At 74.4% G+C, this 24,630-nt stretch carries 24 protein-coding genes; 16 read left to right on the top strand and 8 right to left on the bottom strand.

Features of this window, described 5'->3' with window-relative positions; genetic code table 11:
- Positions 1-117: 117 nt before the first annotated feature.
- Entirely contained in the window at positions 118-864 is a 747-nt protein-coding gene (locus tag LG379_RS10210) for an MBL fold metallo-hydrolase (protein WP_225754436.1), read from the top strand.
- Positions 865-1,028: 164 nt separating this feature from the next.
- Here LG379_RS10210 and LG379_RS10205 read toward each other — a convergent pair whose 3' ends face one another.
- The 3 genes from LG379_RS10205 to LG379_RS10195 all read right to left on the bottom strand — a co-directional run bounded on the left by LG379_RS10205 (position 1,029) and on the right by LG379_RS10195 (position 2,546).
- Positions 1,029-1,202, bottom strand: coding sequence for a CsbD family protein (locus LG379_RS10205; protein WP_225754435.1), 174 nt, complete (start codon positions 1,200-1,202; stop codon positions 1,029-1,031).
- Between the two features lie 20 nt (positions 1,203-1,222).
- Positions 1,223-1,564, bottom strand: coding sequence for a hypothetical protein (locus LG379_RS10200; RefSeq protein ID WP_225754434.1), 342 nt, complete (start codon positions 1,562-1,564; stop codon positions 1,223-1,225).
- A 103-nt stretch (positions 1,565-1,667) separates the two neighbouring features.
- Positions 1,668-2,546 (bottom strand): UbiA family prenyltransferase, encoded by an 879-nt coding sequence (locus tag LG379_RS10195; protein ID WP_225754433.1) that lies wholly within the window; start codon positions 2,544-2,546, stop codon positions 1,668-1,670.
- A gap of 142 nt (positions 2,547-2,688) precedes the next feature.
- Here LG379_RS10195 and LG379_RS10190 point away from each other — a divergent pair, with 142 nt between their 5' ends.
- Genes LG379_RS10190 through LG379_RS10180 form a run of 3 tightly spaced genes read left to right on the top strand, consistent with a single transcriptional unit; the run spans position 2,689 to position 5,418 of the window.
- Complete coding sequence (locus LG379_RS10190; RefSeq protein WP_225754432.1) at positions 2,689-3,777, top strand: type III polyketide synthase; 1,089 nt, start codon at positions 2,689-2,691, stop codon at positions 3,775-3,777.
- On the top strand, positions 3,771-4,295 hold the full coding sequence (locus LG379_RS10185; protein ID WP_225754431.1) for an isoprenylcysteine carboxyl methyltransferase family protein: 525 nt from the start codon (positions 3,771-3,773) through the stop codon (positions 4,293-4,295). Before LG379_RS10190 ends, LG379_RS10185 begins: the two co-directional genes overlap by 7 nt.
- Positions 4,296-4,305: 10 nt before the next feature.
- Positions 4,306-5,418, top strand: a complete 1,113-nt coding sequence (locus LG379_RS10180) for an NAD(P)/FAD-dependent oxidoreductase (RefSeq protein WP_225754430.1) — start codon at positions 4,306-4,308, stop codon at positions 5,416-5,418.
- Positions 5,419-5,443: 25 nt separating this feature from the next.
- Here the strand turns inward: LG379_RS10180 and LG379_RS10175 are convergent, their stop codons facing one another.
- Together LG379_RS10175 and LG379_RS10170 are read right to left on the bottom strand one after the other, a co-directional pair.
- Positions 5,444-6,532, bottom strand: coding sequence for an NAD-dependent epimerase/dehydratase family protein (locus tag LG379_RS10175; protein WP_225754938.1), 1,089 nt, complete (start codon positions 6,530-6,532; stop codon positions 5,444-5,446).
- A complete protein-coding gene (locus LG379_RS10170; protein WP_225754970.1) occupies positions 6,529-6,711 on the bottom strand; it encodes a hypothetical protein in 183 nt (60 codons plus the stop codon). Before LG379_RS10170 ends, LG379_RS10175 begins: the two co-directional genes overlap by 4 nt.
- A 195-nt stretch (positions 6,712-6,906) precedes the next feature.
- Between LG379_RS10170 and LG379_RS10165 the strand changes: the two genes are divergently transcribed.
- The 7 genes from LG379_RS10165 (at position 6,907) to LG379_RS10135 (ending at position 16,580) form a co-directional block, all read left to right on the top strand.
- On the top strand, positions 6,907-8,223 hold the full coding sequence (locus LG379_RS10165; RefSeq protein ID WP_225754429.1) for an NAD(P)/FAD-dependent oxidoreductase: 1,317 nt from the start codon (positions 6,907-6,909) through the stop codon (positions 8,221-8,223).
- A 6-nt stretch (positions 8,224-8,229) separates the two neighbouring features.
- A complete protein-coding gene (locus LG379_RS10160; RefSeq protein WP_225754428.1) occupies positions 8,230-8,544 on the top strand; it encodes a TusE/DsrC/DsvC family sulfur relay protein in 315 nt (104 codons plus the stop codon).
- Between the two features lie 28 nt (positions 8,545-8,572).
- The gene (locus LG379_RS10155) at positions 8,573-9,076 is read left to right on the top strand and encodes a DsrE/DsrF/DrsH-like family protein (protein ID WP_225754427.1); all 504 of its coding nucleotides are present in this window, start codon (positions 8,573-8,575) and stop codon (positions 9,074-9,076) included.
- 146 nt (positions 9,077-9,222) lie between these two features.
- Complete coding sequence (glgX, locus tag LG379_RS10150) at positions 9,223-11,346, top strand: glycogen debranching protein GlgX (RefSeq protein ID WP_225754426.1); 2,124 nt, start codon at positions 9,223-9,225, stop codon at positions 11,344-11,346.
- Positions 11,343-13,856, top strand: coding sequence for a malto-oligosyltrehalose synthase (gene treY / locus LG379_RS10145; protein ID WP_225754425.1), 2,514 nt, complete (start codon positions 11,343-11,345; stop codon positions 13,854-13,856). Before glgX ends, treY begins: the two co-directional genes overlap by 4 nt.
- Positions 13,857-13,893: 37 nt before the next feature.
- Complete coding sequence (gene treZ, locus LG379_RS10140; RefSeq protein WP_225754937.1) at positions 13,894-15,681, top strand: malto-oligosyltrehalose trehalohydrolase; 1,788 nt, start codon at positions 13,894-13,896, stop codon at positions 15,679-15,681.
- Positions 15,678-16,580 (top strand): PPK2 family polyphosphate kinase, encoded by a 903-nt coding sequence (locus LG379_RS10135; protein WP_225754424.1) that lies wholly within the window; start codon positions 15,678-15,680, stop codon positions 16,578-16,580. The genes treZ and LG379_RS10135 overlap by 4 nt, the downstream gene beginning before the upstream one ends.
- A 42-nt stretch (positions 16,581-16,622) precedes the next feature.
- Here LG379_RS10135 and zapE read toward each other — a convergent pair whose 3' ends face one another.
- Positions 16,623-17,657, bottom strand: coding sequence for a cell division protein ZapE (zapE, locus tag LG379_RS10130; RefSeq protein ID WP_225754423.1), 1,035 nt, complete (start codon positions 17,655-17,657; stop codon positions 16,623-16,625).
- Between the two features lie 70 nt (positions 17,658-17,727).
- Between zapE and LG379_RS10125 the strand changes: the two genes are divergently transcribed.
- Positions 17,728-18,486 carry a dihydrofolate reductase family protein gene (locus LG379_RS10125; RefSeq protein ID WP_225754422.1) on the top strand — a complete coding sequence of 253 codons (759 nt, stop codon included), beginning with the start codon at positions 17,728-17,730 and terminating at the stop codon, positions 18,484-18,486.
- Positions 18,487-18,496: 10 nt separating this feature from the next.
- Positions 18,497-18,982, top strand: a complete 486-nt coding sequence (locus tag LG379_RS10120) for a hypothetical protein (protein ID WP_225754421.1) — start codon at positions 18,497-18,499, stop codon at positions 18,980-18,982.
- Positions 18,983-19,076: 94 nt separating this feature from the next.
- Here the strand turns inward: LG379_RS10120 and LG379_RS10115 are convergent, their stop codons facing one another.
- Both LG379_RS10115 and gndA read right to left on the bottom strand, forming a co-directional pair.
- Positions 19,077-20,348, bottom strand: coding sequence for a hypothetical protein (locus LG379_RS10115; protein ID WP_225754420.1), 1,272 nt, complete (start codon positions 20,346-20,348; stop codon positions 19,077-19,079).
- The gene (gndA, locus tag LG379_RS10110) at positions 20,345-21,781 is read right to left on the bottom strand and encodes an NADP-dependent phosphogluconate dehydrogenase (RefSeq protein WP_225754419.1); all 1,437 of its coding nucleotides are present in this window, start codon (positions 21,779-21,781) and stop codon (positions 20,345-20,347) included. Before gndA ends, LG379_RS10115 begins: the two co-directional genes overlap by 4 nt.
- A 165-nt stretch (positions 21,782-21,946) precedes the next feature.
- Between gndA and LG379_RS10105 the strand changes: the two genes are divergently transcribed.
- From LG379_RS10105 to LG379_RS10095, 3 genes are all read left to right on the top strand, one after another.
- Positions 21,947-22,522, top strand: coding sequence for a DUF3000 domain-containing protein (locus tag LG379_RS10105; RefSeq protein WP_225754418.1), 576 nt, complete (start codon positions 21,947-21,949; stop codon positions 22,520-22,522).
- A gap of 140 nt (positions 22,523-22,662) precedes the next feature.
- A complete protein-coding gene (locus LG379_RS17080) occupies positions 22,663-23,220 on the top strand; it encodes a LuxR C-terminal-related transcriptional regulator (protein ID WP_255632900.1) in 558 nt (185 codons plus the stop codon).
- A 138-nt stretch (positions 23,221-23,358) separates the two neighbouring features.
- Positions 23,359-24,615 carry an HRDC domain-containing protein gene (locus tag LG379_RS10095; RefSeq protein ID WP_225754417.1) on the top strand — a complete coding sequence of 419 codons (1,257 nt, stop codon included), beginning with the start codon at positions 23,359-23,361 and terminating at the stop codon, positions 24,613-24,615.
- Positions 24,616-24,630 lie beyond the last annotated feature (15 nt).

Genomic DNA, 24,630 nt, shown 5'->3' with positions numbered 1-24,630 from the left:
TCGACAGCGGCGTGCTGCGGACCCTGCCGGAGACGGCGTGACGCGCAGAGGGCGCGCGACCCTGGGAACGGTCTCCTACGGTGGGGGTGCGGCGCCCGCACGAGACCTGGAGGACGGATGCTGACGACCGAGGTGGCCGACCGGGTGCACCGTCTGGAGCGCGCGTACGTCAACTGCTACGTCGTCGCCGACGACGACGGGCGGGTCCTCCTCGTCGACGCCGGCCTGCCCGGGATGTGGCCGCTCATGGGCTTCGCCCTGCGCGAGCTCGGGCACCGCCCCGAGGACGTGGCAGGCCTCGTGCTGACCCACGCGCACTTCGACCACGTCGGGTTCGCCGCGCGGCTGCAGGAGCGCGTGGGCGTCGACGTCTGGGCGCACGAGGCGGACCACTGGCTCGCAGCGCACCCTTACCGCTACGCCCACGAGAACCTGCGCGCCGCGTACCCGTTCCGCCACCCCGCCTCGTTGCGCATCCTCGCCGCGATGGCCAGGGCCGGCGCCCTCAAGGTCCGGGGTGTCCGCGACCTCCGCCCCCTCGAGGACGGGGAGGTGCTCGAGCTGCCCGGTCGGCCGCGCATCGTGTTCACGCCCGGCCACACCTACGGCCACGTCGCGCTGCACCTGCCGGAACGGGACGCCGTCCTCACGGGTGACGCGCTCGTGACGCTCGACCCGTACACCGGGCTCGACGGTCCCCAGATCATCGCCGGTGCCGCCACCGCCGACTCCGAGCTCGCCATGCACTCCCTGGACCGCCTCGTGGAGACGGGCGCGGACCTCGTCCTGCCCGGTCACGGCGAGCCGTGGACAGGGGGCGTGGTGGCGGCCGTCACGGAGGCCCGGGCGATCGGCGCGCACTGAGGGCAGGTCGGTCGGCAGGGATCGGGGCCCACCGAGGTCGCGGAGGGACCCCGGAGTCGCAGAAGGACCCCGCACGAGAAAGGACCGGAGCACCCCCTGGTGCTCCGGTCCTTCTGCCGGCGGTGACGGCCCCCCGTGGGTTGCCGGCGGCTCGACGGCGGGGGTCAGCGCTTGAAGGCGTCCTTCACCTTCTCGCCGGCCTGCTTGAGGCTCGCGGCGGACTGGTCGGTCTTGCCCTCGGCCTCCAGGTCCCGGTCCCCCGTGACGCGCCCGGCGCCCTCCTTGGCCTTGCCGCCCATCTCCTGGGCGCTGTTGCGCAGCTTGTCGTCGGTGCCCATGGCTCCTCCTTCTGCTCGTCTCAGCGTCCTTCGAGACTAGGCCGGGAGCCGGAGGTCCGCCTCCCGGGGCGCGGCTGCGCCGCCGGAGGCGTGCCCGGCACGATGCCGCCGGTCAGCGCGACGAACACGAGTCCGTCGTCGAGGGCCGCCCGCGCTGCGACCGTGCGCGCCAGGGACGCCAGGGTGGGAACGAGGTGCTCGCGCGAGACCTCGAGGACGGCACCGTCCCGACGGAGCGGGACGAGGCGCGCCCAGTAGCACTCCAGCGCCGGGTCCCAGCCCCATCTGGAGCGCGCGGACCATCCGGGCAGGAGCACGGGCCGGGGCACCGGGTCGCGGCGCGCGGTCACCTGGACGGTCATGGCCCCATGGTCGCCCCCACCACCGACACGGCTGCCGGTCCGGCGACGGAGCGACTCGGCCGGCGCCGGGACACGCCGGAGACCGCCGTCGGCCGCCCTGCCGTCACACGACGGCGGCGTCCACCGACGCGACGAGCGCGACGACGCACAGGCCCGCGACCACCATCGCGAGCGTGAAGGGCAACCGGCTGGTCGGCCGGACCAGACCCACGGTCCCGGCGACGGCACCGACCACCGCCGCGAGGGCGCCCACGACGACCACGCCCGCACCCGGCGCACCCGCCGGAGCCAGGACCGACGTGGCCGCGCCGGTCGCGAGGAGCACCGGAGCCAGGACCCCGGTGGGACGACGACCCAGGACGTGCGGCAGCCCCCGGACGCCCGTCGCGGCGTCGTCGTCGAGGTCGGGCAGGACGTTCGCCAGGTGAGCGCCGACGCCGAGCAGCGCCCCCACGCCCACCACCCACGCCGCGGGCCGGCCGTCGCCGGGCAGGGCGAGCACCACGAACGCGGGGAGTGCTCCGAAGGCGGCGGCGTAGGGCAGCCACGACCAGACCGTCGACTTCAACCCGGCGTTGTACGCCCACCCGGAGGCGACGACCACCAGATGCGCCATCCCGGCGGCCGGCCCGAGGGCGAACGGGAGGGCCGTTCCGGCCAGCCCCGCGACGACCGCGGACATCCGCAGCGTGCCCACGCCGACCAGGCCCCGGACGACGGGCTTGTCCGGGCGGGCGACGGCGAGGTCGCGGGGTGCGTCGATCCAGTCGTTGGACCAGCCGATCGACAGCTGGCCGAGCAGGACCGACAGCACCACCAGGACGACCGTCACCGCGGGCGCACCCACGGCGATCGCGACGGCTCCGGACAGCGCCGTGACGACGACCGTGGGACCGGTGTGGCAGGCGAGCGCGAGCCCCAGCGCCACCCGGCGGACCCGCCGGCCCGTACGGCGCCCGTCCCTCCGCGTGCTCGTGCTCACCGGCTCGCTGCTCCCCTCGTGCTCCGACCTCGTCCTCGCACCACGTGGCACGACCGGCCACCACCGACCACCACCTGGCACCGCCCTGGCAGCCGCACCCGCGGGCCGCGACGGATGACCGACAGCGTGACACGATGCCGAGATGTCCCACGTGATCTCGGTCGCACCGGCCCTGCCGGGGCCGCCCCGGCCCCAGGCGGAGATCACCGCTGCGATCGCCCCGCTGCTCGCCCCCGACGCGACGGCGCGCGCGCTGCTGGAGAAGGTCCACCGGAACAGCGGCGTGACGACCCGCCACCTGGCGCTGGAGCCGGCGGCCTACGCCGACCTCGGGGACTTCGGGGCGACGAACGACCTCTTCCGCACCCTCGGCACCGACCTCGCCGAGCGGGCCGCGGCCGACGCCCTCGCCTCCGCGGGGATCGCCGCGGACGAGGTGGACTTCGTGCTCTTCACCTCCGTCACGGGCATCTCCGCCCCGTCGGTCGACGCGCTGCTCGTGGGCAGGCTGGGCCTGCGGCCCGACGTCCGCCGCCTGCCCTCCTTCGGCCTCGGCTGCGTCGCCGGCGCGGCCGGGCTCGCCCGGGTCCACGACTACCTGGCGGGCCACCCCGGCGACGTCGCCCTGCTGGTGTGTCTCGAGCTGTGCTCCCTCACCGTCCAGCGCGGCGACCGGTCGCCCGCCAACATGGTGGCGAGCGGTCTCTTCGGCGACGGCGCCGCTGCCGCCGTCGTCGTCGGTGACGCGCACCCTGCCACCGCGCGCGCCGGGCAGGGGCCGGAGGTCGTCGCCACCCGCAGCCGCCTCTACCCCGGCACCGAGGACGTCCTCGGCTGGGACGTGCGCGCCGAGGGCTTCCGGATCGTCCTGTCCCCCACGCTCCCGGCGCTCATCGAGGAGAGCCTCGGGCAGGACGCGGAGGCGCTGCTGTCGGCGCACGGCCTGAAGCCCGGTGACGTGACGACCTGGGTCGTGCACGCGGGCGGCCCGCGCATCCTCGACGCGGTCCAGGTGGCGCTCGGCCTCGACGACGACGCCCTGGAGGCGAGCCGCGCGTCGCTCGCCTCCGTCGGGAACCTGTCCTCCGCGTCGGTGCTGGACGTGCTGCACCGCATCCTCCGGCGTCCCGTCGCCCCCGAGCCCGGCTCCCCCGGCATGGTCGTGGCGTTCGGACCCGGCGTGAGCGCCGAGCTGGTCCTGCTGCGGTGGCCGGAGGCCGCTGCGTGCTGACCGTCTACCTCGCCGTCGTCGCGGCGACGGCGCTCGAGCGGCTCGCCGAGCTCGTCGTCTCCGCGCGCAACGCCCGCTGGTCCTTCGCCCGCGGCGGGGTCGAGAGCGGTCGCGGCCACTTCCCCGCCATGGTCGCGCTGCACACGGCGCTCCTGCTCGCCTGCGTGGTGGAGGTGCTCGTCGCGGACCGGCCGTTCCTGCCGTGGCTCGGCTGGCCGATGCTGGCCCTGGTCGTGCTCGGCCAGGCGCTGCGCTGGTGGTGCATCGCGACCCTCGGCCCGCGCTGGAACACCCGCGTCATCGTCGTGCCGGGGCTCCCGCTGGTCGACCGCGGTCCCTACCGCTGGTTCCGGCACCCCAACTACGTCGCCGTCGTCGTGGAGGGCATCGCCCTGCCGCTCATCCACACGGCCTGGGTCACGGCCCTGGCGTTCACCGTGCTCAACGCGGTCCTCCTGTGGCGCTTCCGGATCCCCGCCGAGGAGCGCGCGCTGCGGCGTGCCCTCGCGGCCGCCTGACGGCCCCGGGATGACGGTCCGCGGGACGGACACGGACGTGCTCGTCGTCGGTGGCGGGCCCGTCGGTCTGGCGGCCGCGCTGGAGTGTCGCCGAGCGGGGCTCGACGTCGTCGTCGTGGAGCCCCGCGAGGGCGCCGTGGACAAGGCGTGCGGCGAGGGCCTCATGCCCGGTGCCCTCGCTCTCCTCCGCTCCTGGGACGTCGACCCGCCCGGGCACGTGCTGGCGGGGATCAGCTACCGGCAGGGTCCGCGGCACGCTGACCACCGTTTCCGCGGGGCAGTCGGGCGCGGCGTCCGCCGCACGACCCTCCACGCGGCGCTGGCCGAGCGCGCGGCGGACCTCGGCGCGACGGCGCTGCACGGGCGCGTCACGGCGCTGCGCACACGGCCGGACGGCACGGCGGCCGCCATGGTGCAGAGCGGACGGGCACCCGGCCCGCCCGAGCCCTCCGCCGACGACGCCGCGACGGGCACGGGCACGGCCGAGCTCACCGCGCGCTGGGTGCTGGCGTGCGACGGCCTGCACTCCCCCGTCCGCCGGCTGCTCGGGCTCGAGGCGGCGCCGCGGCACCCGGACGCGCGCCGGCGCTTCGGCCTGCGTCGGCACTACCGGCTGGCGCCCTGGGACGACCTCGTGGAGGTGCACTGGTCCCCGAGCGCAGAGGCCTACGTGACCCCCGTCGCCGAGGACCTCGTCGGTGTCGCCGTGCTCGGGCCGCGCGGCACGGACCTGGACGCCACGCTGGCGGAGCTCCCGGAGCTCGCGGCGCGGCTCGCCGGGGCCGCGGCCGACGGTCCTGTCCGCGGCGCCGGACCGCTCCTGCAGCGCAGCCGGCGGCGCAGCCTCGGGCCCGTGCGGCTGGTCGGGGACGCGTCCGGCTACGTCGACGCCCTCACGGGCGAGGGTCTGCGGGTCGGCTTCGCGCAGGCCCGGGCCGCGGTCGCCACGCTGGAGGACCCGGCGCAGTACGAGCGCGCGTGGCGCGCCGCGACGCGCGACTACCGTCTCCTGACGTCGGGCCTGGTCCGCGCCGCGACCTCGCCGGTGCGACGCGCCGTGGTGCCGGCCGCGGCACGGCTGCCGGGCGTGTACGGCGCGGTCGTGGAGCGCCTGGCGCGCTGACGCCGGTCGCCCCTGCGCGGGACCCTCAGCTCGACGATGCCTGCCCGCCGACGACGGACGGGCGCGCGCGACGCCGGGGGCGCAGCACCGGGCTCGCGGTGCCGGCTCCGTCGACCATCCCGTCCACCAGCTCGGCGAGGCTCTGCACCGCGGATCGTGCCGGCACCCAGCCCAGCACCTCCCGGGCACGGGCGGTGTCGAGCACCGGGACGCCCGCGGCGAGGTCGAGCCAGCCCGGGCTGAGGTGTGCCGCGCGGAGCCGCCAGGCCGCGGAGAGGGCACCGCGCACGACGGGGAGCGGCACGTCGACCGTCCGGCGGGCGGAGAGGACGCGGGCCACGTCGTCGCGCCGCAGCACGTCGTCGGCCGCGAGGTTGAACGGCCCCGTGGCGCGCCGGGCGAGGACGGCGCGGACGGCCGCCGCGACGTCGTCGGCGTGCACCGCCTGCACACGGACACCGCTCGGCCACGGGAGCACCGGCAGGGGCAGGCGCAGGACCCGCGCGGGCAGGGCGGGTCCGAGGAAGTAGCGCTCGATCGCCGAGGCGGCCGCCCGCTGGAACACGAGCGCGGGGCGCAGCCGGGCGACGGCCAGACGGTCCGACCAGGCGTCGAGGAGCTCCTCCGTCGCGGCCTTGTCGACGCTGTACGCGCTGCGCCGAGGCTCCGCGTCGACGGGCCACGACTCGTCCCGGGGCTCGTCGTCCTCGACGGGGCGGTACGCGCCCACGGAGGACGCCGCGACGACATGGGGCACACCGGCGGCGTCGGCGGCCTCCAGGACGCGCCGGGTGCCCTCGACGTTGGTCCGCCGCAGCCGGTCGCGGTCGTGGCTCGGCTGGATCTGCCACGCGAGGTGGACGACGGCGTCGGCACCCCGGAACGCCGCCTCGAGGCGGTCCAGCACGGGCCGGTCCGGGCCCACGGCACCGATGTCGCAGCCCGTCCACGTGACGTCGTACGGCTCCGGGACGTCGTCCGTCGCGCCGACCGGTGGGACGCGGCGCGCGACGGCCCCGACGACGCACAGCTCGGGGTCGTCGTGCAGCGCGCGCAGGACGGCCGTGCCGAGGTTCCCGCTGCCGCCGACGACGACGACGCGCCGCCTGGTCAGCCGGCGTCCCCGGCGGCGTCGCCCGTGCGCGGGTTGAGCATGTCGGGGTCGGCGTCCGGGTCTCCCTCGGAGGGGCCGCCGGCGGCCTGCGAACCGGTCCGCGGCTGCAGGTTGTCGGGGTCCGCGTCGGGGTCCTCGGCGGGGTCGTACGGCTTCTCGGACGGTGTCTGCTCGCTCATGGGGCCACGGTCGCACCGGACGCCCCGTGCCGCATCCGCACGCCGCGCACCCGCTCCCGGCGCTGACGGGCCATACGCCCCGGGGTATCGGACCTTCGTCCCTGTCGCACCGCCCGGCAGGTTCCTAGCGTCGTCGGTAGGACGGCGGACGCCGCCCCCCGCCCTCAGGCGGACCAGCCAGCACCAGGAGCCCCGATGAGAAGGCTCGTCGTCCTCGGTGCCGGGACGGCCGGCACCATGGTCGTCAACCGGCTCCGCCCGCGCCTGCCCCACCACGCCTGGCACATCACCGTCGTGGAGCAGTCCGACACGCACTACTACCAGCCCGGCTACCTCTTCCTGCCGTTCGGGACGATGCGGCCCCGGGACGTGCGCAAGCCCGTCCGCGCGACGCTGCGCCACGACGTCGACCTCGTCACCGGCACGATCGACCGGGTCGACCGGGACGGTCGCACCGTGCACCTCCAGGACGGGCGGGAGCTGCCCTACGACTACCTCGTCATCGCGACGGGCACGTCACCGCGGCCCGCCGAGACGCCCGGCCTCGAGGAGGCCCTGGCCGGCGGTGACGTCCACGAGTTCTTCACCTACGCCGGCGCCATGAGGCTCGCAGCCCGCCTCGCGGACTGGCCCGGCGGGCGGTTCGTCGTGCACGTCGCCGAGATGCCCATCAAGTGCCCCGTCGCGCCGCTGGAGATGGCGTTCCTCGCGGACTCCTTCTTCCGCGAGCGCGGCATCCGGGACGCCGTGGACCTCACCTACGCCACGCCGCTGCCGGGCGCGTTCACGAAGCCCGTGTCCGCCGAGCTCCTCGGGTCGATGCTCACCGAGCGGCGGATCGCCCTGGAGCCGGACGTCGTCGTCGAGAGCATCGACGGCGACGCGCACGTCCTGCGCTCCTTCGACGGGCGGGAGATCCCCTTCGACCTCCTCGTGACCATCCCGGTGAACATGGGCGCCGACTTCGTGGCTCGCAGCGGGCTCGGCGACGAGCTCAGCTACGTGCGGGTCGACAAGCAGACGCTGCTGTCCGTCGACGACGACCGGATCTTCGCGGTCGGCGACGCGGCGGACACGCCGGCGTCCAAGGCGGGCTCCGTCGCTCACTTCCAGGTGGACGGCTTCACCGAGAACTTCCTCGCGCACGTCGATGGCCGGCCCATGACCGACCTCTTCGACGGCCACGCCAACTGCTTCATCGAGTCCGGAGGCGGGAAGGCGCTCCTCATCGACTTCAACTACGAGACCGAGCCGCTGCCGGGGACCTACCCGCTGCCCCGGGTGGGTCCGATGCAGCTGCTGCGGGAGAGCCGCATCAACCACCTCGGCAAGCTCGCGTTCCGCCACCTGTACTGGCACGTGCTCCTGCCCGGCAGGCGCATGCCCGTGCCGGCCCACATGTCCATGGCGGGCAAGCGCCTGCCCGCCACGGACGGCGACGGCGGGGCCGCCGTCGACCGCCCGGACGCACCCACCCCGGTCTCGATCGTGCCCAGCTTCGGAGAGGACTGACCAACCATGCCTGTCACCACCATCGACGGCCGCGAGGTGCACGTCGACCCCGAGGGCTTCCTGACCGACCCGACCGAGTGGGACGAGGGCCTGGGCAAGGCGCTGGCGTCCGCGATCGGGATCGACATGACCGAGGACCACTGGCGGCTCGTGCGCTTCCTGCGCGAGGACTTCGCGGCCCAGGGCGAGACCGCGACGACCCGACGGGTCCAGACGGTCGGAGGCTTCCCCACGAAGCAGCAGTTCGAGCTGTTCCCCAAGAAGCCGGCGAAGAAGATGGCCTACGTCGCCGGACTGCCCAAGCCGCGCGGCTGCGTCTGACGCCCGCCACCACCGGAGAGGACGCACCATGACCGACGCACCGATCGTCCCGTCGTTCGACGACGAGGGCTCCGAGGGTCGCAAGCTCGCGATCATCTGCTCCAAGGGCAACCTCGACATGGCGTACCCGGGGCTCATCCTGGCCAACGCCGCGCTCGGCGAGGGCGTGGAGACGCACCTCTTCTTCACGTTCTGGGGCTTCGACATGATCACGAAGTCGCGGATGCACGACCTGAAGTTCACGCCCGTCGGCAACACCGCGACGCACATGCCGCAGGGCCTCACCCCGATGCCCGGCATGACCACGATGGCCACGCGCCAGATGAAGAAGACCATCGCCGACCTGGGCGTCCCGGACGTCCCCGAGTTCCTCGAGCAGATCGTGGCCGCGGGCGGTCACCTGTGGGCGTGCCGCATGAGCGCGGACATGAACAAGCTGTCGGAGGCGGACCTCTACGACGAGGTCGAGGCGATCATCAGCGCGAGCGACTTCATCGAGCTGACCGAGGGGGCGCAGCTGCTCTTCATCTGACCGCCGGAGAGAGGCCCCGGCCGGCCGGCGCACCCGTGGCGCCGCCCGGCCGGTCGGTGCCGTCCCCGGATGACCGTGATCACCCGCACACCCCGGATCGCTGTGCACGGTGAGCGGACCCCCCCGGGGCCTGGCACTCTTGGCCCATGCAGATCTGGCCCGGCAGGCCCTATCCCCTCGGCGCGACGTTCGACGGCACGGGTACCAACTTCGCAGTCTTCTCCGAGGTCGCAGAGCGCGTGGAGCTCTGCCTCATCGCCGACGACGGGACCGAGGCGCGCGTCGAGCTGCCGGAGGTGGACGCCTTCGTGTGGCACGGGTACTTCCCCTCCGTGCAGCCCGGCCAGCGCTACGGGTTCCGCGTGCACGGCCCGTACGACCCGGCGGCCGGTCACCGGTGCAACCCCGCCAAGCTGCTCCTCGACCCGTACGCCAAGGCGATCGACGGCCAGATCGACGGCCACCAGTCGCTCTTCTCCTACGACTTCGGCGACCCGGAGTCCTTCAACACCGACGACTCCCTCGGCCACACCATGACGTCCGTGGTCATCAACCCCTTCTTCGACTGGGGCCACGACCGCCCCCCGATGCACGAGTACCACGAGAGCGTCGTCTACGAGGCGCACGTCAAGGGCCTGACGATGCAGCACCCCGGCATCCCGGAGGAGCTGCGCGGCACCTACGCCGGCATGGCGCACCCCGCGATCATCGACCACCTGCGCGACCTCGGGATCACGGCCATCGAGCTCATGCCCGTGCACCAGTTCGTCAACGACCCGACGCTGCAGGAGAAGGGTCTGTCGAACTACTGGGGTTACAACACCATCGGGTTCTTCGCACCGCACAACGGCTACGGCTCGTCCTCGACGCCGGGTCAGCAGGTGCAGGAGTTCAAGCAGATGGTCAAGGCGCTGCACGAGGCCGACATCGAGGTCATCCTCGACGTCGTCTACAACCACACCGCCGAGGGCAACCACCTGGGCCCCACCCTGTCGTTCCGGGGCATCGACAACGCGGCGTACTACCGGCTCGTCGACGAGGACAAGCGGCACTACTACGACACGACCGGGACGGGGAACTCGCTGCTCATGCGGCACCCGCACGTCCTGCAGCTGCTCATGGACTCGCTGCGGTACTGGGTCAACGAGATGCACGTGGACGGTTTCCGGTTCGACCTCGCCTCGACGCTGGCCCGGCAGTTCCACGAGGTCGACCGCCTCTCGGCCTTCTTCGACCTCGTCCAGCAGGACCCGGTCGTCAGCCAGGTCAAGCTCATCGCCGAGCCGTGGGACGTCGGCGAGGGCGGCTACCAGGTCGGTGGCTTCCCCCCGCTGTGGAGCGAGTGGAACGGCAAGTACCGCGACACGGTGCGCGACTACTGGCGGGGCGAGCCCGCCACGCTGGCGGAGTTCGCGAGCCGACTGTCCGGCTCCTCCGACCTCTACGAGCACACGGGCCGCAAGCCGATCGCGTCGATCAACTTCGTGACGGCCCACGACGGCTTCACGATGCGCGACCTCGTCTCCTACAACGAGAAGCACAACGAGGCCAACGGCGAGGGCAACGCCGACGGCGAGAGCCACAACCGCTCCTGGAACTGCGGCGTCGAGGGCCCCACGGACGACGAGACCGTCGAGGCGCTGCGCTGGCGGCAGATGCGGAACCTGCTCACCACCCTGCTCACGTCCCAGGGCGTGCCGATGCTCGCCCACGGCGACGAGATCGGGCGCACCCAGCACGGCAACAACAACGGGTACTGCCAGGACAACGAGATCACGTGGATGGACTGGGACCTCAGCACGGAGGAGGCGGCGCACCTCGAGTTCACGCGCCGCATCGTGCACCTCCGCCGTGACCACCCCGTGCTGCGGCGCCGCCGGTTCTTCGCGGGCAACGCCCAGCACGGCGGCGAGTCCGCGCTCAAGGACATCGTCTGGTTCACCACGGCGGGCACGAAGATGTCCGACGAGGACTGGCAGGCCGGGTACGCGAAGGCACTCATGGTGTTCCTCAACGGGGAGGCCATCGACGAGCCGGACGTCCGCGGCGAGCGCGTCACCGACGACAGCTTCCTCATGCTCTACAACGCCGCCCCGGAGACGGTGCGGTTCACCATCCCGCGGCGCAAGTACGGCACGGCCTGGACCTGCGTGCTGGACACCGACCACAACCTCGAGGTCGGCGACGACGTCAAGGCGGGTGACACGATCGACGTCACCGGACGGTCCGTCGTCGTGCTCGAGCGTCCGGCGACCGGCGGAGCGGCATGACGGAGGCGCGCCAGGGCCCCGCACGACGTCGGCCGCCCCAGGGCCGGCCGATCCCCGTCTCCACCTACCGCTTCCAGCTCAACGCGGACTTCACGTTCGACGACGCCGTGGCGCAGGTACCGTACGTGGCGCGCCTCGGCGCCACGCACCTGTACCTGTCGCCGGTCCTCACCGCCGCACCGGGCAGCACGCACGGGTACGACGTCGTGGACCACGACGAGATCTCCTCGGTGCTCGGCGGTGAGGCGGGCCTGCGGCGGCTGCACGCGGCCGCCCAGGAGCAGGGCCTCGGCCTGGTCGTCGACGTCGTGCCCAACCACGTCGCGGTGCCGACACCCGTGTGGCACAACCGGGCGCTGTGGTCCGTCCTCGCCCACGGCCCCGAGTCGCCGTACGCCGCGTGGTTCGACGTGGACTGGAGCGCCGGCGAGGGCGCGCTGCTCATGCCGGTCCTCGGCCGCCGCCTCGGCGCGGTCCTGGCCGCCGACGAGCTCTCCCTCGACGAGGCGGTCGTGCCCGGCAGCGACGAGCCGCAGCCGGTCCTGCGGTACTGGGACCACGTGTTCCCGATCCGGCCCGGGACGGAGAGCCTGCCGCTGGCGGAGCTGGTGGACCGGCAGCACTACCGGCTCGCGTACTGGCGGGTCGCCAACGAGGAGCTCAACTACCGCCGGTTCTTCGACGTCGGGACGCTCGCCGCGATCCGCGTCGAGGACCCCGACGTGTTCGACGCCACGCACCGCCTGCTCGTGGGGCTCGTGCACGACGGGACCGTCGAGGGTCTGCGCATCGACCACCCCGACGGCCTCGCGGACCCGCAGGGGTACCTCGAGCGGCTCGCCGAGGCGACCGACGACGCGTGGGTCGTCGTGGAGAAGATCCTGGCGCCCACCGAGGAGCTGCCCGAGGACTGGGCGACAGCGGGGACCACCGGCTACGACGCCATGTGGCGCGTCGAGGCCGCCTTCGTCGACCCCGGCGGTGGCGGGGAGCTCGGCGCGGTCATGCACCGCCTCACCGGTGACACGACCGACGCCCTCCCCGCGATGATCGACGAGGCGAAGCGCGAGATCGTGCTCGGTCCGCTCTACGCCGAGGTCGACCGGCTCGCCGGCCTGGCGGCCGACATCTGCCGCGACGACGTGCGGCTGCGGGACCACACGCGCCGCTCGCTGCACGACTGCCTCGTGGAGCTCCTCGTCGCGGCCGACCGCTACCGCTACTACGTCGCCCCCGGCCGTCCCGTCCACCCGGACTCCGCCGCCGCGTTCGCCGAGTGCGTGCAGCGCGCCCGTGCCCACCTCGAGGGTGACCGCCTGGAGACGCTGGACCTGCTCGCCGAGATGCTGCTGGGCCACGAGATCGGGTCCGCCGGCCGCACCCGCGAGGCCCGGCGGGACGAGCTGATCGTCCGCTTCCAGCAGGTCTGCGGCGCCGTCATGGCCAAGGGCGTGGAGGACACGGCGTTCTACCGCTGGACGCACCTGCTGAGCCTGGCGGAGGTCGGGGGCGCTCCCGAGCGGTTCGCGATCAGCCCGGAGGAGCTGCACGCCTTCGCCCTGCGGGCGCAGCAGCACTCACCGGTCGCCATGACGGGGCTGTCCACGCACGACACCAAGCGCAGCGAGGACGTGCGGTCCCGTCTCGCCGTCCTGTCCGAGCTGCCCGTCGAGTGGTCCGAGCTCGTCGACACCCTCCGGGCCGCGACCGCGGACCTGCGGCCGTCGATCCTCGACGGACGCACGGAGAACATCCTGTGGCAGACGCTCGCGGGCACCTGGGACGACGGTGGCCCCATCGACGCCGACCGCCTCACGCAGTACCTCACCAAGGCGGTGCGGGAGGCGAAGTCGCACACGTCCTGGACCTCGCCGGACGAGGCGTACGAGCAGGCGGTCCTGGACCACGCGCGCCAGGTGCTCGACCTGCCCGCCGTCCGTGACGCGTATGCCGGGTGGGTGCGTCGCACCGCCGCCGGCGTGCGCGCGACCACCCTCGGCACCAAGCTCGTGCAGCTCACGATGCCCGGGGTCGCCGACGTGTACCAGGGCACCGAGGTGCCCGCGGTCGCGCTGGTGGACCCGGACAACCGGCGGCCGGTCGACTACGGCGCCCTCAGCCAGGCGCTGGACCGGCTCGAGGAGCAGCAGCCGCGCTCGCTGGCGGACGAGAAGATGCTCGTCACCTCGCGCGCGCTGCGGGCGCGTCGGTCGCACCCGGAGGCCTTCGTCGACGCGACCGCGGGCTACCAGCCCCTCCCGTCGTCGTCGGGGAACGCCCTGGCCTTCGCGCGGACCGCCGACGGCGAGCCGCGGGTCGTCACGGTCGCGACGCGGCTCGCGCTCGCGCTCGAGCGCCTCGGCGGGTGGGGGGACCACACGGTGGCCCTGCCGGAGGGGACGTGGCAGGACACCCTGAGCGGCCGCGAGGTGCCGGGGGGCCTGGTGCCCCTGACCCAGCTCCTCGACACCCTCCCGGTGGCTCTCCTGGTCCGCCCCGGGCAGTCTTGACCGGGTGACGACCAGCACCTCCACCGACAGCCCCGCACTGCGACCCGCCCAGGGCGCCCCCAGCCGCCCGCGCGTCTGGGCGCCCGCCGCCGCCACCGTCGACCTCCACCTGCCCCGCGTGGACGGCGGCAGCGTCGCCGTCCACCCGATGATCGGCCGGGACGGGGGCTGGTGGGAGTCGCCCGTCGAGATCCCCGACGGCACGGACTACGCCTTCGCCGTCGACGGCGGGGACGCGCGCCCGGACCCGCGCAGCCCGTGGCAGCCGCACGGCGTGCACGGCCCGAGCCGGACGTTCGACCCGGGCGCGTTTGCGTGGACCGACCGCGACTGGGCGGGCCGAGACGTCCGCGGCGCCGTCGTCTACGAGCTCCACGTCGGCACGTTCACGGACGCCGGCACCCTGGACGCCGCGGTCGAGCACCTCGACGAGCTCGTCGCGCTCGGCGTCGACGTCGTCGAGCTCATGCCCGTCGCCGCCTTCCCCGGCGTGCACGGCTGGGGGTACGACGGCGTCGCGCTGTACGCCGTGCACGACCCGTACGGCGGCCCGGCTGCCCTCCAGCGCTTCGTCGACGCGGCCCACGCCCGGGGCCTGGCCGTGTGCCTCGACGTGGTCCACAACCACCTCGGACCGTCCGGCAACTACCTCGGCGTGTTCGGCCCCTACTTCACCGACCGGCACGAGACGCCGTGGGGGCAGGCGGTCAACCTCGACGGGCCTGACGCCGGGGAGGTGCGCGCGTTCGTCGTCGACAACGCCCTGCGGTGGCTGCGGGACTTCCACGTCGACGTGCTCCGGCTGGACGCGGTGCACGCCCTCGTGGACGACTCCCCCACGCACCTGCTGGCCGAGCTCGCCGACGCCGTGCAGGCGCTGGCCGCGCAGGTCGGCCGGCCGCTGTCGCTCGTCGCCGAGTCCGACCTCAACGACGCGACGATGGTCACGCCGACCGCCGAGGGCGGGATGGGCATGACGGCGCAGTGGGCCGACGACGTGCACCACGCGATCCACGCGGCGGTCACCGGGGAGCGGCACGGCTACTACGTCGACTTCGGGTCCCTCGAGGTGCTCGACACGGTGCTCACCCGGGTGTTCCGCCACGACGGCGGCTTCTCCCGGTTCCGGGGCCGCGACTGGGGTCGTCCGGTGCCCCCCGGGACGGACGGACGACGGTTCGTCGTCTTCTCCCAGGACCACGACCAGGTCGGCAACCGCGCGCTGGGCGACCGGCCCTCCGAGCACGTCGACGCCGGCGGGCTGGCCGTCTCCGCGGCGCTCGTCCTCCTCTCGCCCTTCACGCCGATGCTGTTCATGGGCGAGGAGTGGGGCGCGCGCACCCGCTGGCAGTTCTTCACCGACCACGCCGAGCCCGACCTCGCCGAGTCGATCCGGCGCGGGCGCACCGAGGAGTTCGGCGGCCACGGCTGGGAGGAGATCTACGGCGGCCCGGTCGACGTCCCCGACCCGCAGGCGGCGTCCACGGTGGCCGCGAGCCGGCTCGACCGCTCCGAGCGCGACCGGCCCGAGCACGCCCGCATGCTCCGCTGGTACACCGACCTCGTCGCGCTGCGGCGTGCGGAGCCGGACCTGGCGTCCGGCGACCTCGCGGCCACGAGCACCCGCCACGACGACGACGGCACCTGGTTCGTCCTGCGCCGGGGCGGCGTCGCCGTCGTCATGGTCCTGGGCGAGGACCACGTGACGCTCGACCTGGACGCGCGCGAGGTGCTCGCGGCCTGGGACGGCGCCACGGTGGACGACGGCAGGGTCACGGTGCCCGGCCGGTCCGTCGCGGTCGTCCGGACGGGAGCGGGCGCGTGACACCGCGCGGCGACGACAGCGCGGGGACCGGCGCGGGGACGACGACCCCGCCCGGCTGGTCCGTCCCGGCGCACGAGGCGCTGCGCGCCGGACCGGGGTTCGACCTCGCGGGCATGGACCGCCGGGGCACACCCGGGTTCGACGGGGACAAGGCGCAGGGGCGGACCGCGATGGCGGCCCGCGGGGAGACCTTGTCGGAGCTGCAGGAGAAGCTCTACGCCCACGGGCGCACCGGGGGCGACCGGTCGGTCCTCCTGGTGCTGCAGGGCATGGACACCGCCGGCAAGGGCGGCGTGGTCCGGCACGTGCTGGGCATGGTCGACCCGCAGGGCGTGTCGCTGCGCGCGTTCGGGCCGCCGACGCCGCAGGAGGCGGCCCAGCACTACCTCGAGCGGATCCGCGCGGCGCTGCCCGCCCCAGGACGCATCGGCGTCTTCGACCGTTCCCACTACGAGGACGTCCTGGTGGTCCGGGTCGAGAACCTCGTGCCCCGCAGCGAGTGGAAGGGCCGCTACGACGAGATCGTCGCCTTCGAGGAGGAGGTCGCCGCCCGCGGCACGGTGGTGGTCAAGGTGATGCTGACCGTCTCCTACGAGGAGCAGGCGGCGCGCCTGCGCGAACGCCTCGAGCGCCCGGAGAAGCACTGGAAGTACAACCCGGGCGACATCGACGCCCGTCTGCGCTGGGACGACTACCAGGAGGCGTACCAGGCCGTCCTGGACCGCACGTCGACCGACGAGGCGCCCTGGTACGTCGTGCCGGCGGACCGGAAGTGGTTCGCCCGGCTGGCGGTCACCGAGCTGCTGGTGGAGGCGCTCGAGGGCCTGGGGCTCGACTGGCCGGAGGTGCACCTGGACGTGGAGACCGAGCTGGCGCGCCTCGACGCCACCGCCCGGTGACGGGCTGGTCCTCGCCGGACCTGCCGCGCGGCGGGCGCCCCGTCAGGCGTTCGCGGCCGCCCTGCCCTGCTCGGCCAGGGCGCCGAGCCGGGAGAGCGCACGAAGGTACTTCTTGCGGTACCCGCCGCGCAGCATCGCCTCGTCGAACAGCCCTGCCGTCCCGGTGCCGCCCAGCAGCACCGGGACGTCGCGGTCGTAGAGCCGGTCCACGAGGACGACGAGTCTCAGCGCGTCGGCCTGGTCCGCGACCGGGCCGGTCCCGGTGACGGCCGCGAGGGTCACGCCGTCGAGGAGGGCGCCGTACCGGCTGGGGTGGACGGTCCGCAGGTGGGCGAGGAGGTCGGCGAAGCCGTCGCACGTCGCGCCCGGCACGGCCCGTGCCGCGGCGACGACGGCGTCGTCGGGCAGGCCGGACTCCGGACGCGGCGCCCCGCGGTGCCGGTAGTCGGGTCCGTCGATCCGGAGCACCTCGAACCTGGCGGCCAGGGCCTGGATCTCGCGCAGGAAGTCCTCCGCGGCGAACCGGCCCTCGCCGAGGGACTCAGGAAGGGTGTTCGACGTTGCGGCGAGCGCGACGCCGTGGTCGGCGAGCTCGCGCAGCAGCCGCGACATGAGGACCGTGTCGCCCGGGTCGTCCAGCTCGAACTCGTCGATGCACACGAGCCGCCGGTGGGACAGGGCTCGCACCGTCGGGGCGAAGCCGAGCGCCCCGACGAGGTGGGTGTACTCCACGAACGTGCCGTAGGCGGCGGCCTCCGGGCCGACGGCGCGAGCCAGCGCCGCGAGCAGGTGGGTCTTGCCGACGCCGAAGCCCCCGTCCAGGTACACCGCCGGCGGCGCAGACGGCCGCCGTGCGAACAGCCCGCGGCGCCGGGGCGCGGCCAGCTCGGCCGCCGCTCCGCTCATCCGGGACCGGGCGCGCTCCTGGCTCGGGTGGTCGGGGTCGGGACGGTAGCCGTCGAACGTCGCGTCCTGGAAGTGCCGCGGCGGCACCAGCCCCGCGAGCAGCCGGTCGGCCGGGACCTGCGGTCGGCGGGCCGTCAGCGCGGCGGTCGGCTCGGCGGTCGGCTCGGTCACGAGGAGCCAGCGTAGGCGCTGGCTCCTCCCGTGGTGTCCCGGTGGGAGCGCACCAGGTACGGTCGGCGAGGTGGAACCAACGCTCGACGTCCTCCTTCCCGCGGGTCGGCCGCCGCTGCCGCCGGACCCGTCGGAGTCGTCGCTCCTGGAGATGTACGCCTCCCCGCCCGTGCGGTGGGTGCGGGCGAACATGGTCGCGACGCTCGACGGCGGGGCGACGGGTGCGGACGGCCGGTCGGGCTCCATCAACGGCGCGGCCGACCACCGCGTCTTCGACGTGCTCCGCAGCCTCGCGGACGTCATCCTCGTCGGCGCCGGGACAGCGCGGGCCGAGCGCTACCGCGGGCCCCGCACTCCCGAGGCGCTGCTCCCGGCGCGCCGGGCGTCGGGCCTCGCGGACCACCCGCCCCTCGCCGTCGTGACACGGCGGGGCGACCTCCCCGGCGCCCTGCTCGACGACGAGCCGCGGCCGTGGGTGTTCACCGTCCCCGACGCCCCGTTCCTCGGTCACCTGCGGGCGCACCTGCCGAAGGACCACCTGCACCTGCACCCGGGCGGCGTCGACCCGCGGCGCGTGCTCGACACCCTGGCCGACGCCGGGCTCGTCCACGTCCTGTGCGAGGGCGGACCGCGCCTCCTCGCCGACCTCGTGGCGGCGGACGCACTCGACGAGCTGTGCCTGACGCAGACACCCGCCGTCGTCGGCGGCGACGCCACGCGCGTGGTCCACGGCGGCCCCTGGACCGACCCGGTGCGCACGGCCCGGCCCGCCCACCTCCTGCACGCCGACGGCGTCCTGATCGGGCGCTGGGTCCTCCGGCGCGACTAGGCTCATGGCCGTGACCGAGACGATCCTGCTGCTCACCGAGGACGCCCTGACGACCGCCGACGTGCAGCACATCACGACCCTGCACGCGGGCGACGACGTCGCCTACCGGGTCCTGGTCCCCGCCGACACCGAGCAGAACATGCTCGTCTCGATCGTCGACCACCTCAGCCTGGGCGAGCTCCGTGAGGCGCTCGACGCCGCGCTCGGCCGCGAGGAGAAGCCGGACGCCGCCCGCCGGACCGCCGCGGAGCAGCTCGCCACGACCCTCGCCGAGCTCCGGGCCTGCGGTGCGGCCGCGGAGGGCGTCGTCGTCGAGGACGACCCGCTGCCCGCCCTGCGCGCCGCCGTCGCCGCCGGTCCCGTGCGGGAGGTCGTCGTCGTCACGCGTCCCCACGCGGTGGAGGACACCTTCCACACCGACTGGGCCTCGCGGGCCCGCGACGTCCTCGAGGTGCCCGTCATGCACCTGTACAGCGGCACGAACCTGCTCGGCTGACCGCCGGACGCGACGTCGTCGGGCGGTCGCAGCCGCCTCGGCGACCGGTCGTCCACCTCGTCCGCCGAGGCCGGCCCTCCGGGGATCCGGCGGGTCACAGCCCGGTGCCGGTGACCTCCGGGTAGTACCGGCGGAACTTGCGCACCTGGTTCACCGCGGCGGCCAGCACGTACAGGCGCCGCTGGGGACGTCGCTCGGCGCGGTAGCGGAGCGGGTGCACGGTCGCACGCCGCCTGATGAGGTCGTCCACCGTGGCGCGGAGCGCGGGGTCCAGGACGTACCGGCGCAGCAGCCGGTGCGGGACGATCGAGTAGAGCACCTCGCGCTCGACGACCACGGGGGCGACAGCGGTCCCGTCCACCCGGTCCTCCACCAGGAACCGCGTCGGGTTCGCACCTGCCGCCGTGACGTAGTAGTTGTTCCGACCGATCCGCGGGTTCACCTCGAAGAACTGCGCCTCGCCGGTCCGCGGGTCCATCTTCACGTCGAAGTTGGCGAAGCCGCGGTAGTCGGTCGCCCGCAGCAGGCGGTGCGCCTGCTCCAGCATCGCGTCCCACCGGCCGGTGATCATCGCCGCGGGGTTGCCCAGCCCGCTGGGCGTGTGCTCCTCGAGCAGCACGTGGGCGCAGCAGGACAACGTGATCTCGCCCCGCTCGTCGACGTAGCACGTGATGCTGCGCATCTGCGTGTCGTCACCGGGGATCATCTCCTGGACGACGAAGCGCCCCCGGAAGCCCGCGGTCCCGAGGGTCCCCCAGAGCACCTGGAGCTCCTCGGCACTCCCGACCTGGTACACCTTCTTCTTCCCCGGGAAGGCCAGCCGCTCGTAGTCCGCGCTGTTCGCCGCCTTGGCGATGACCGGGTAGGTCAGGTCACCTGCCGTCGTCGTCGGTGCGCCGTCGGCGAAGTCCGCGACGACGGTCCGAGGCGTGCTGATACCGAGCTCCTCGCAGAGCTGCGCGAACCGCGCCTTGTCCGCCAGCCGGTCCAGGAGCTCGCGGCTCAGGAACGGGACCGTGTACCGGCGCTCGAGCCGCTCGCGGTGCGTGACGAGGAACCGCACGAGCCAGTCGGTGTTCGCCAGGAGGAGCAGCTCGGGCTCCTCCGGGTCGCTCTCGAAGCGGGCCGCCACCCCCTCGACCGCCGCCACGATGTCGTCAGGGGTGGCGTCGGCGCCGAGGACGACGTTCTCGAGGATGCTCGAGTCCGCGACCGGACCGGTGACGGTGAGGCTCACGACGATCGACCGGAGCCCGTACTGCTCGTGGAAGGACCGCGCGAGCGCGTACACGCCGATGTCCGCGCCGAGGATGACGGGCTGGAACGCGCGCCCGCCGGGTGAGCGCCCCTGGGCACGGTCGATCACGCCGTGACCTCGGTCCGGTCGGTGGTCCACTGGGTGTGGAAGGTGCCGGGGCGGTCGGTGCGGCGGTAGGTGTGGGCGCCGAAGTAGTCCCGTTGGGCCTGGATGAGGTTCGCCGGCAGGCGCTGGGCGCGGACCGCGTCGTAGTAGGCCAGGGAGGAGGAGAACGCCGGGGTCGGGACCCCGTTCAACGCCGCGGACGCCACGACCGACCGCCACGCGGGGACCCCGTCGGCGACCGCGGCGGTGAAGTACGGGTCCGCCAGCAGCAACGGCAGGTCCGGGCGGCGCTCGTAGGCCTCGGTGATCCGGTCCAGGAACCTGGCCCGGATGATGCACCCACCCCGCCAGATCCGCGCCATCGCACCCCGGTCGATGTCCCACCCGTACTCCGCGGACGCGGCGGCGATCTGGTCGAACCCCTGGGAGTACGCCACCACCTTGGAGGCGTACAACGCCCGCCGCACGCTCTCCACGAACGCGTCCCGGTCCGGGACCTCCCACGTGCCCGCGTGAGCCGGCAGCACCCCCACCGCGGCCTCGCGCTGCGGGACCGACCCGGACAGGGCCCGGGCGAACGTGGCCTCGGCGATCCCGGTGATCGGGACGCCCAGGTCCAGACCGTTCTGCACCGTCCACCGCCCGGTGCCCTTCTGCTCGGCCTGGTCCAGGACCACGTCCACGAACGCCCCACCGGTCACCGGGTCCGTGTGACCCAGCACCTCCGCGGAGATCTCGATCAGGAACGACTCCAGGTCACCGGTGTTCCACGCCGCGAAGATCTCCCCGATCTCCCCCGCACTGGCCCCCAGGCCCTGGCGCAGCAGGTCGTACGCCTCCGCGATCAGCTGCATGTCCGCGTACTCGATACCGTTGTGCACCATCTTCACGAAGTGCCCCGCACCATCCGGACCCACATACGTGCAGCACGGGACCCCGTCCACCTTCGCGGAGATCCGCTCCAGGATCGGCCCCAACGTCTCATAGGACTCCCGCGACCCCCCCGGCATGATCGACGGACCCAGCAGCGCACCCTCCTCACCACCGGACACCCCACTGCCGACGAAGTGCAGTCCGTGCTGCGCCAACGCCGCCTCCCGGCGGATGGTGTCCGGGAAGTGCGCGTTCCCCGCATCGATCACGATGTCCCCGGCCTCCAGCAACGGCACCAGCTCATCGATCACCGCATCCGTCGGCCCACCGGCCTTCACCATCACCACCACCTTGCGGGGGCGCTCCAACGCCGCCACGAACTCCTCCAACGACTCCGCACCCACGAAATCACCCTCAGAACCGTGATCCGCCACCAACGACCGCATCTTGTCCACCGAACGGTTGTGCACCGCCACCGTGAACCCGTTCCGGGCGAAGTTCCGAGCCAGATTCCGACCCATCACCGCCAACCCCGTGACACCGATCTGCGCGCGTGCGGACATGCTCGAGGACTCCCCTCAGCCGGAAGGACGACGCCGCCACCCTAGTTCCCGGCACTCCCCCGCACCGGACCTGTCCGGCATCCGCGACCGTCGGCGGCGCCGTCGGGGCGTGCACCGCGCGCCCTCCACGTCCGTGTCGCCCCTGCGATCTACCCTGCAGGAGTGATGACTGCGGATGCCGAGGTCCCTGCCGAGTTCCTCCGCGCCCTCCACATGCTCCGGGAGCACCGGCCGCGCCAGGAGGTCCGCCTCACGGAGATCCCCGCACCGGCGCGCATCGCGCCGTACGCGGTGGCGCTCACCGGCGAGGTCTCACCGCCCCACGACGAGCCGGACGAGGAACCCGCCGGCGGCCGGTTCGTCCTGCTCCACGACCCGGCCGGCCAGGAGGCCTGGGAGGGCACCTTCCGCGTCGTGACGCTGGTCCGGGCGACGCTCGACCCCGAGGTCGCCGTCGACCCGCTGCTGTGCGACGCCGCCTGGACCTGGGTCGAGGAGGCGCTCAGCGGCTCGGGTCTGGACCACCACGCCCTCGGCGGCACCGTGACGCGCGTGCAGAGCCGCTCGTACGGCGCCCTCGCCGAGCGTCCCGACGAGGTGGAGGTCGAGATCCGCGCCTCGTGGTCACCCTCCCCGGCCGACGCGGGGGCGCACCTCAGGCCCTGGGGCGCCATCCTCTGCACCGCGGCCGGGCTCCCCCCGCTGCCGGAGGGCGTCGCGTCGCTGGGTCGTCGCCTGTAGCAGCTCCTCGGGGGCGCCCGCCACGTCCGGGTGAACCTGCGCACTCCTCGCCGACCCGGGCTCAAGGTGGCGCTCGGACGTGCCGATGTGACGTCATCAGCAGCACCGAACGCATCGCCGCCTTCCCCCGGGAGCACCCCGTGACCGTCGAGCACGTCCGCACCGCGCCCCGCGCCCTCGTCCCCGCCACCGCGGGCCGTGCCGTCGGCATGCCGCCGGCGCCCGCCCCCCTGACGAGGCGCGCCCCCGTCGGCGCACCGGTCCGTCGTCCGGCCCGCGCACCCCTGTGCCTGGTGGTCCCCGAGCTCAACGAGGGGGACGGGACCGCGCTGCTGCGCACCCTGCGCCGCCGCGAGTCCACGCACGCGGTGCTGCTCACCCGCAAGGCCGGCCGGCGCGAGCTCGTCGCCCTGCTCGGTGGCGGCGTCCGCGGAGCCGTCACCGCGGAGACGCCCGGGGCGGTGCGCATCGTGGGCCGCACCCCGGCGCCCGCGCGGACCGGCCCAGACCTCACCGCCCGCGAGCTCGGCGTCCTGCAGCTCGTCTCCGAGGGCAGGACCAACCGGGAGATCGGCGAGGCCCTCCAGCTCTCCGCCCTCACCGTGAAGAGCCACCTCGCCCGCATCTCCCGCAAGGTCGGCACCGGCGACCGCGCCGAGATGGTGGCGTTCGCGATCCGCAGCTCCCTCCTGCGCTGACCCCTCGGCTCACCCTGCGCTGACCTCTCGGCGCCCCGGTGCACGCCGCGCGCGGCGACGCAGCACCGCGCCGAGCGCCTCGCGCCGGACGCGGCCTGTCGGCAGGGGGCGGCGCAGCCGACCGTCTAGCGTGGTCGCATGCCTCCGCCCACCACCGTCGGCCAGGACGCCGAGGTACCCGACCAGCCGGCCGTCATCCCCCTGACGGAGCCGGCGGAGGGCGTGCCGCCGGTCGTCGACACCCCTGAGGCGCTGGCCGCCGTCGTCGAGGCGTTCCGCTCGGGGACCGGCCCGGTGGCCGTGGACGCCGAGCGCGCCTCCGGCTACCGGTACGGCCAGCGCACCTACCTCGTCCAGCTGCGCCGTGCGGGCGCCGGCACCGCCCTCGTCGACCCCGTCCCGTTGCCCGACCTCGGTGCGCTGTCCAGCGCCCTGACGGGTGTCGAGTGGGTGCTCCACGCCGCGTCCCAGGACCTGCCGGGCCTCGTCGAGCAGAACATGCGCCCCGACGCCGTCTTCGACACCGAGCTCGCCGCCCGCCTCCTCGGCATGGAGCGCGTCGGCCTCGCGGCTGTGGTCGCGGAGGTCCTCGGTCTCGGCCTGGCCAAGGAGCACTCCGCCGTCGACTGGTCCACGCGCCCGCTGCCCGGTGAGTGGCTGCGGTACGCGGCGCTGGACGTGGAGGTCCTCCTCGAGCTCCGTGCGGAGCTCGGCCGGCGCCTGGAGGAGGCCGGGAAGGCGGAGTGGGCGCGCCAGGAGTTCGAGGCCGTCCGCACCGCCCAGCCGGCGCCGCCGCGCGTCGACCCGTGGCGACGGATCTCCGGTCTGCACACGCTGCGCGACGCGCGCCGGGTGGCCGTGGCGCGCGAGCTCTGGCTGCTGCGGGACGCCGAGGCCCGTCGCCGCGACCTCTCGCCGGGGCGGGTGCTGCCCGACGCGGCCATCGTCGCGGCCGCCGCGGCCCTGCCGACGTCGCTCGAGCAGCTGGTCGCCCTGCGCCCGTTCTCCGGCAAGGCGACCCGGCGCAAGGCGGAGCAGTGGTTCTCCGCCGTGCAGCGCGCCCTCGGCCTGCCCGACGCGGCGCTCCCGTCGGTCCGCGGACCGCGCGGGGACGGCCCTCCGCCCCCCCGCAGCTGGGCCGACCGGGACCCGGCCGCCGCAGCACGCCTGACGGCGGCACGAGAGGTCATCACCGGGCTGGCGGAGGAGCACGCGGTCCCGGTGGAGAACCTCCTCCAGCCGGACCTCCTGCGCCGGGTGTGCTGGTCCCCGCCGCACCCGACGGACGCCGCGTCCGTGCACGAGGCCCTCCTGACCGGCGGCGCGCGCCCCTGGCAGGCGGACCTCGTGGCGGCACCCCTGGCCGCCGCGTTCGCGGACGCCGCCGCCGCCTGACGCCCACGTCGAGTC

Origin of the sequence: Actinotalea sp. Marseille-Q4924 (assembly GCF_916618755.1) — a bacterium.
In the GTDB taxonomy this organism is placed as follows: Bacteria; Actinomycetota; Actinomycetes; order Actinomycetales; family Cellulomonadaceae; genus Actinotalea.
The sequence above is the reverse complement of the archived record's forward strand: the minus strand, read 5'-3'. Positions and strand labels throughout refer to the sequence as shown.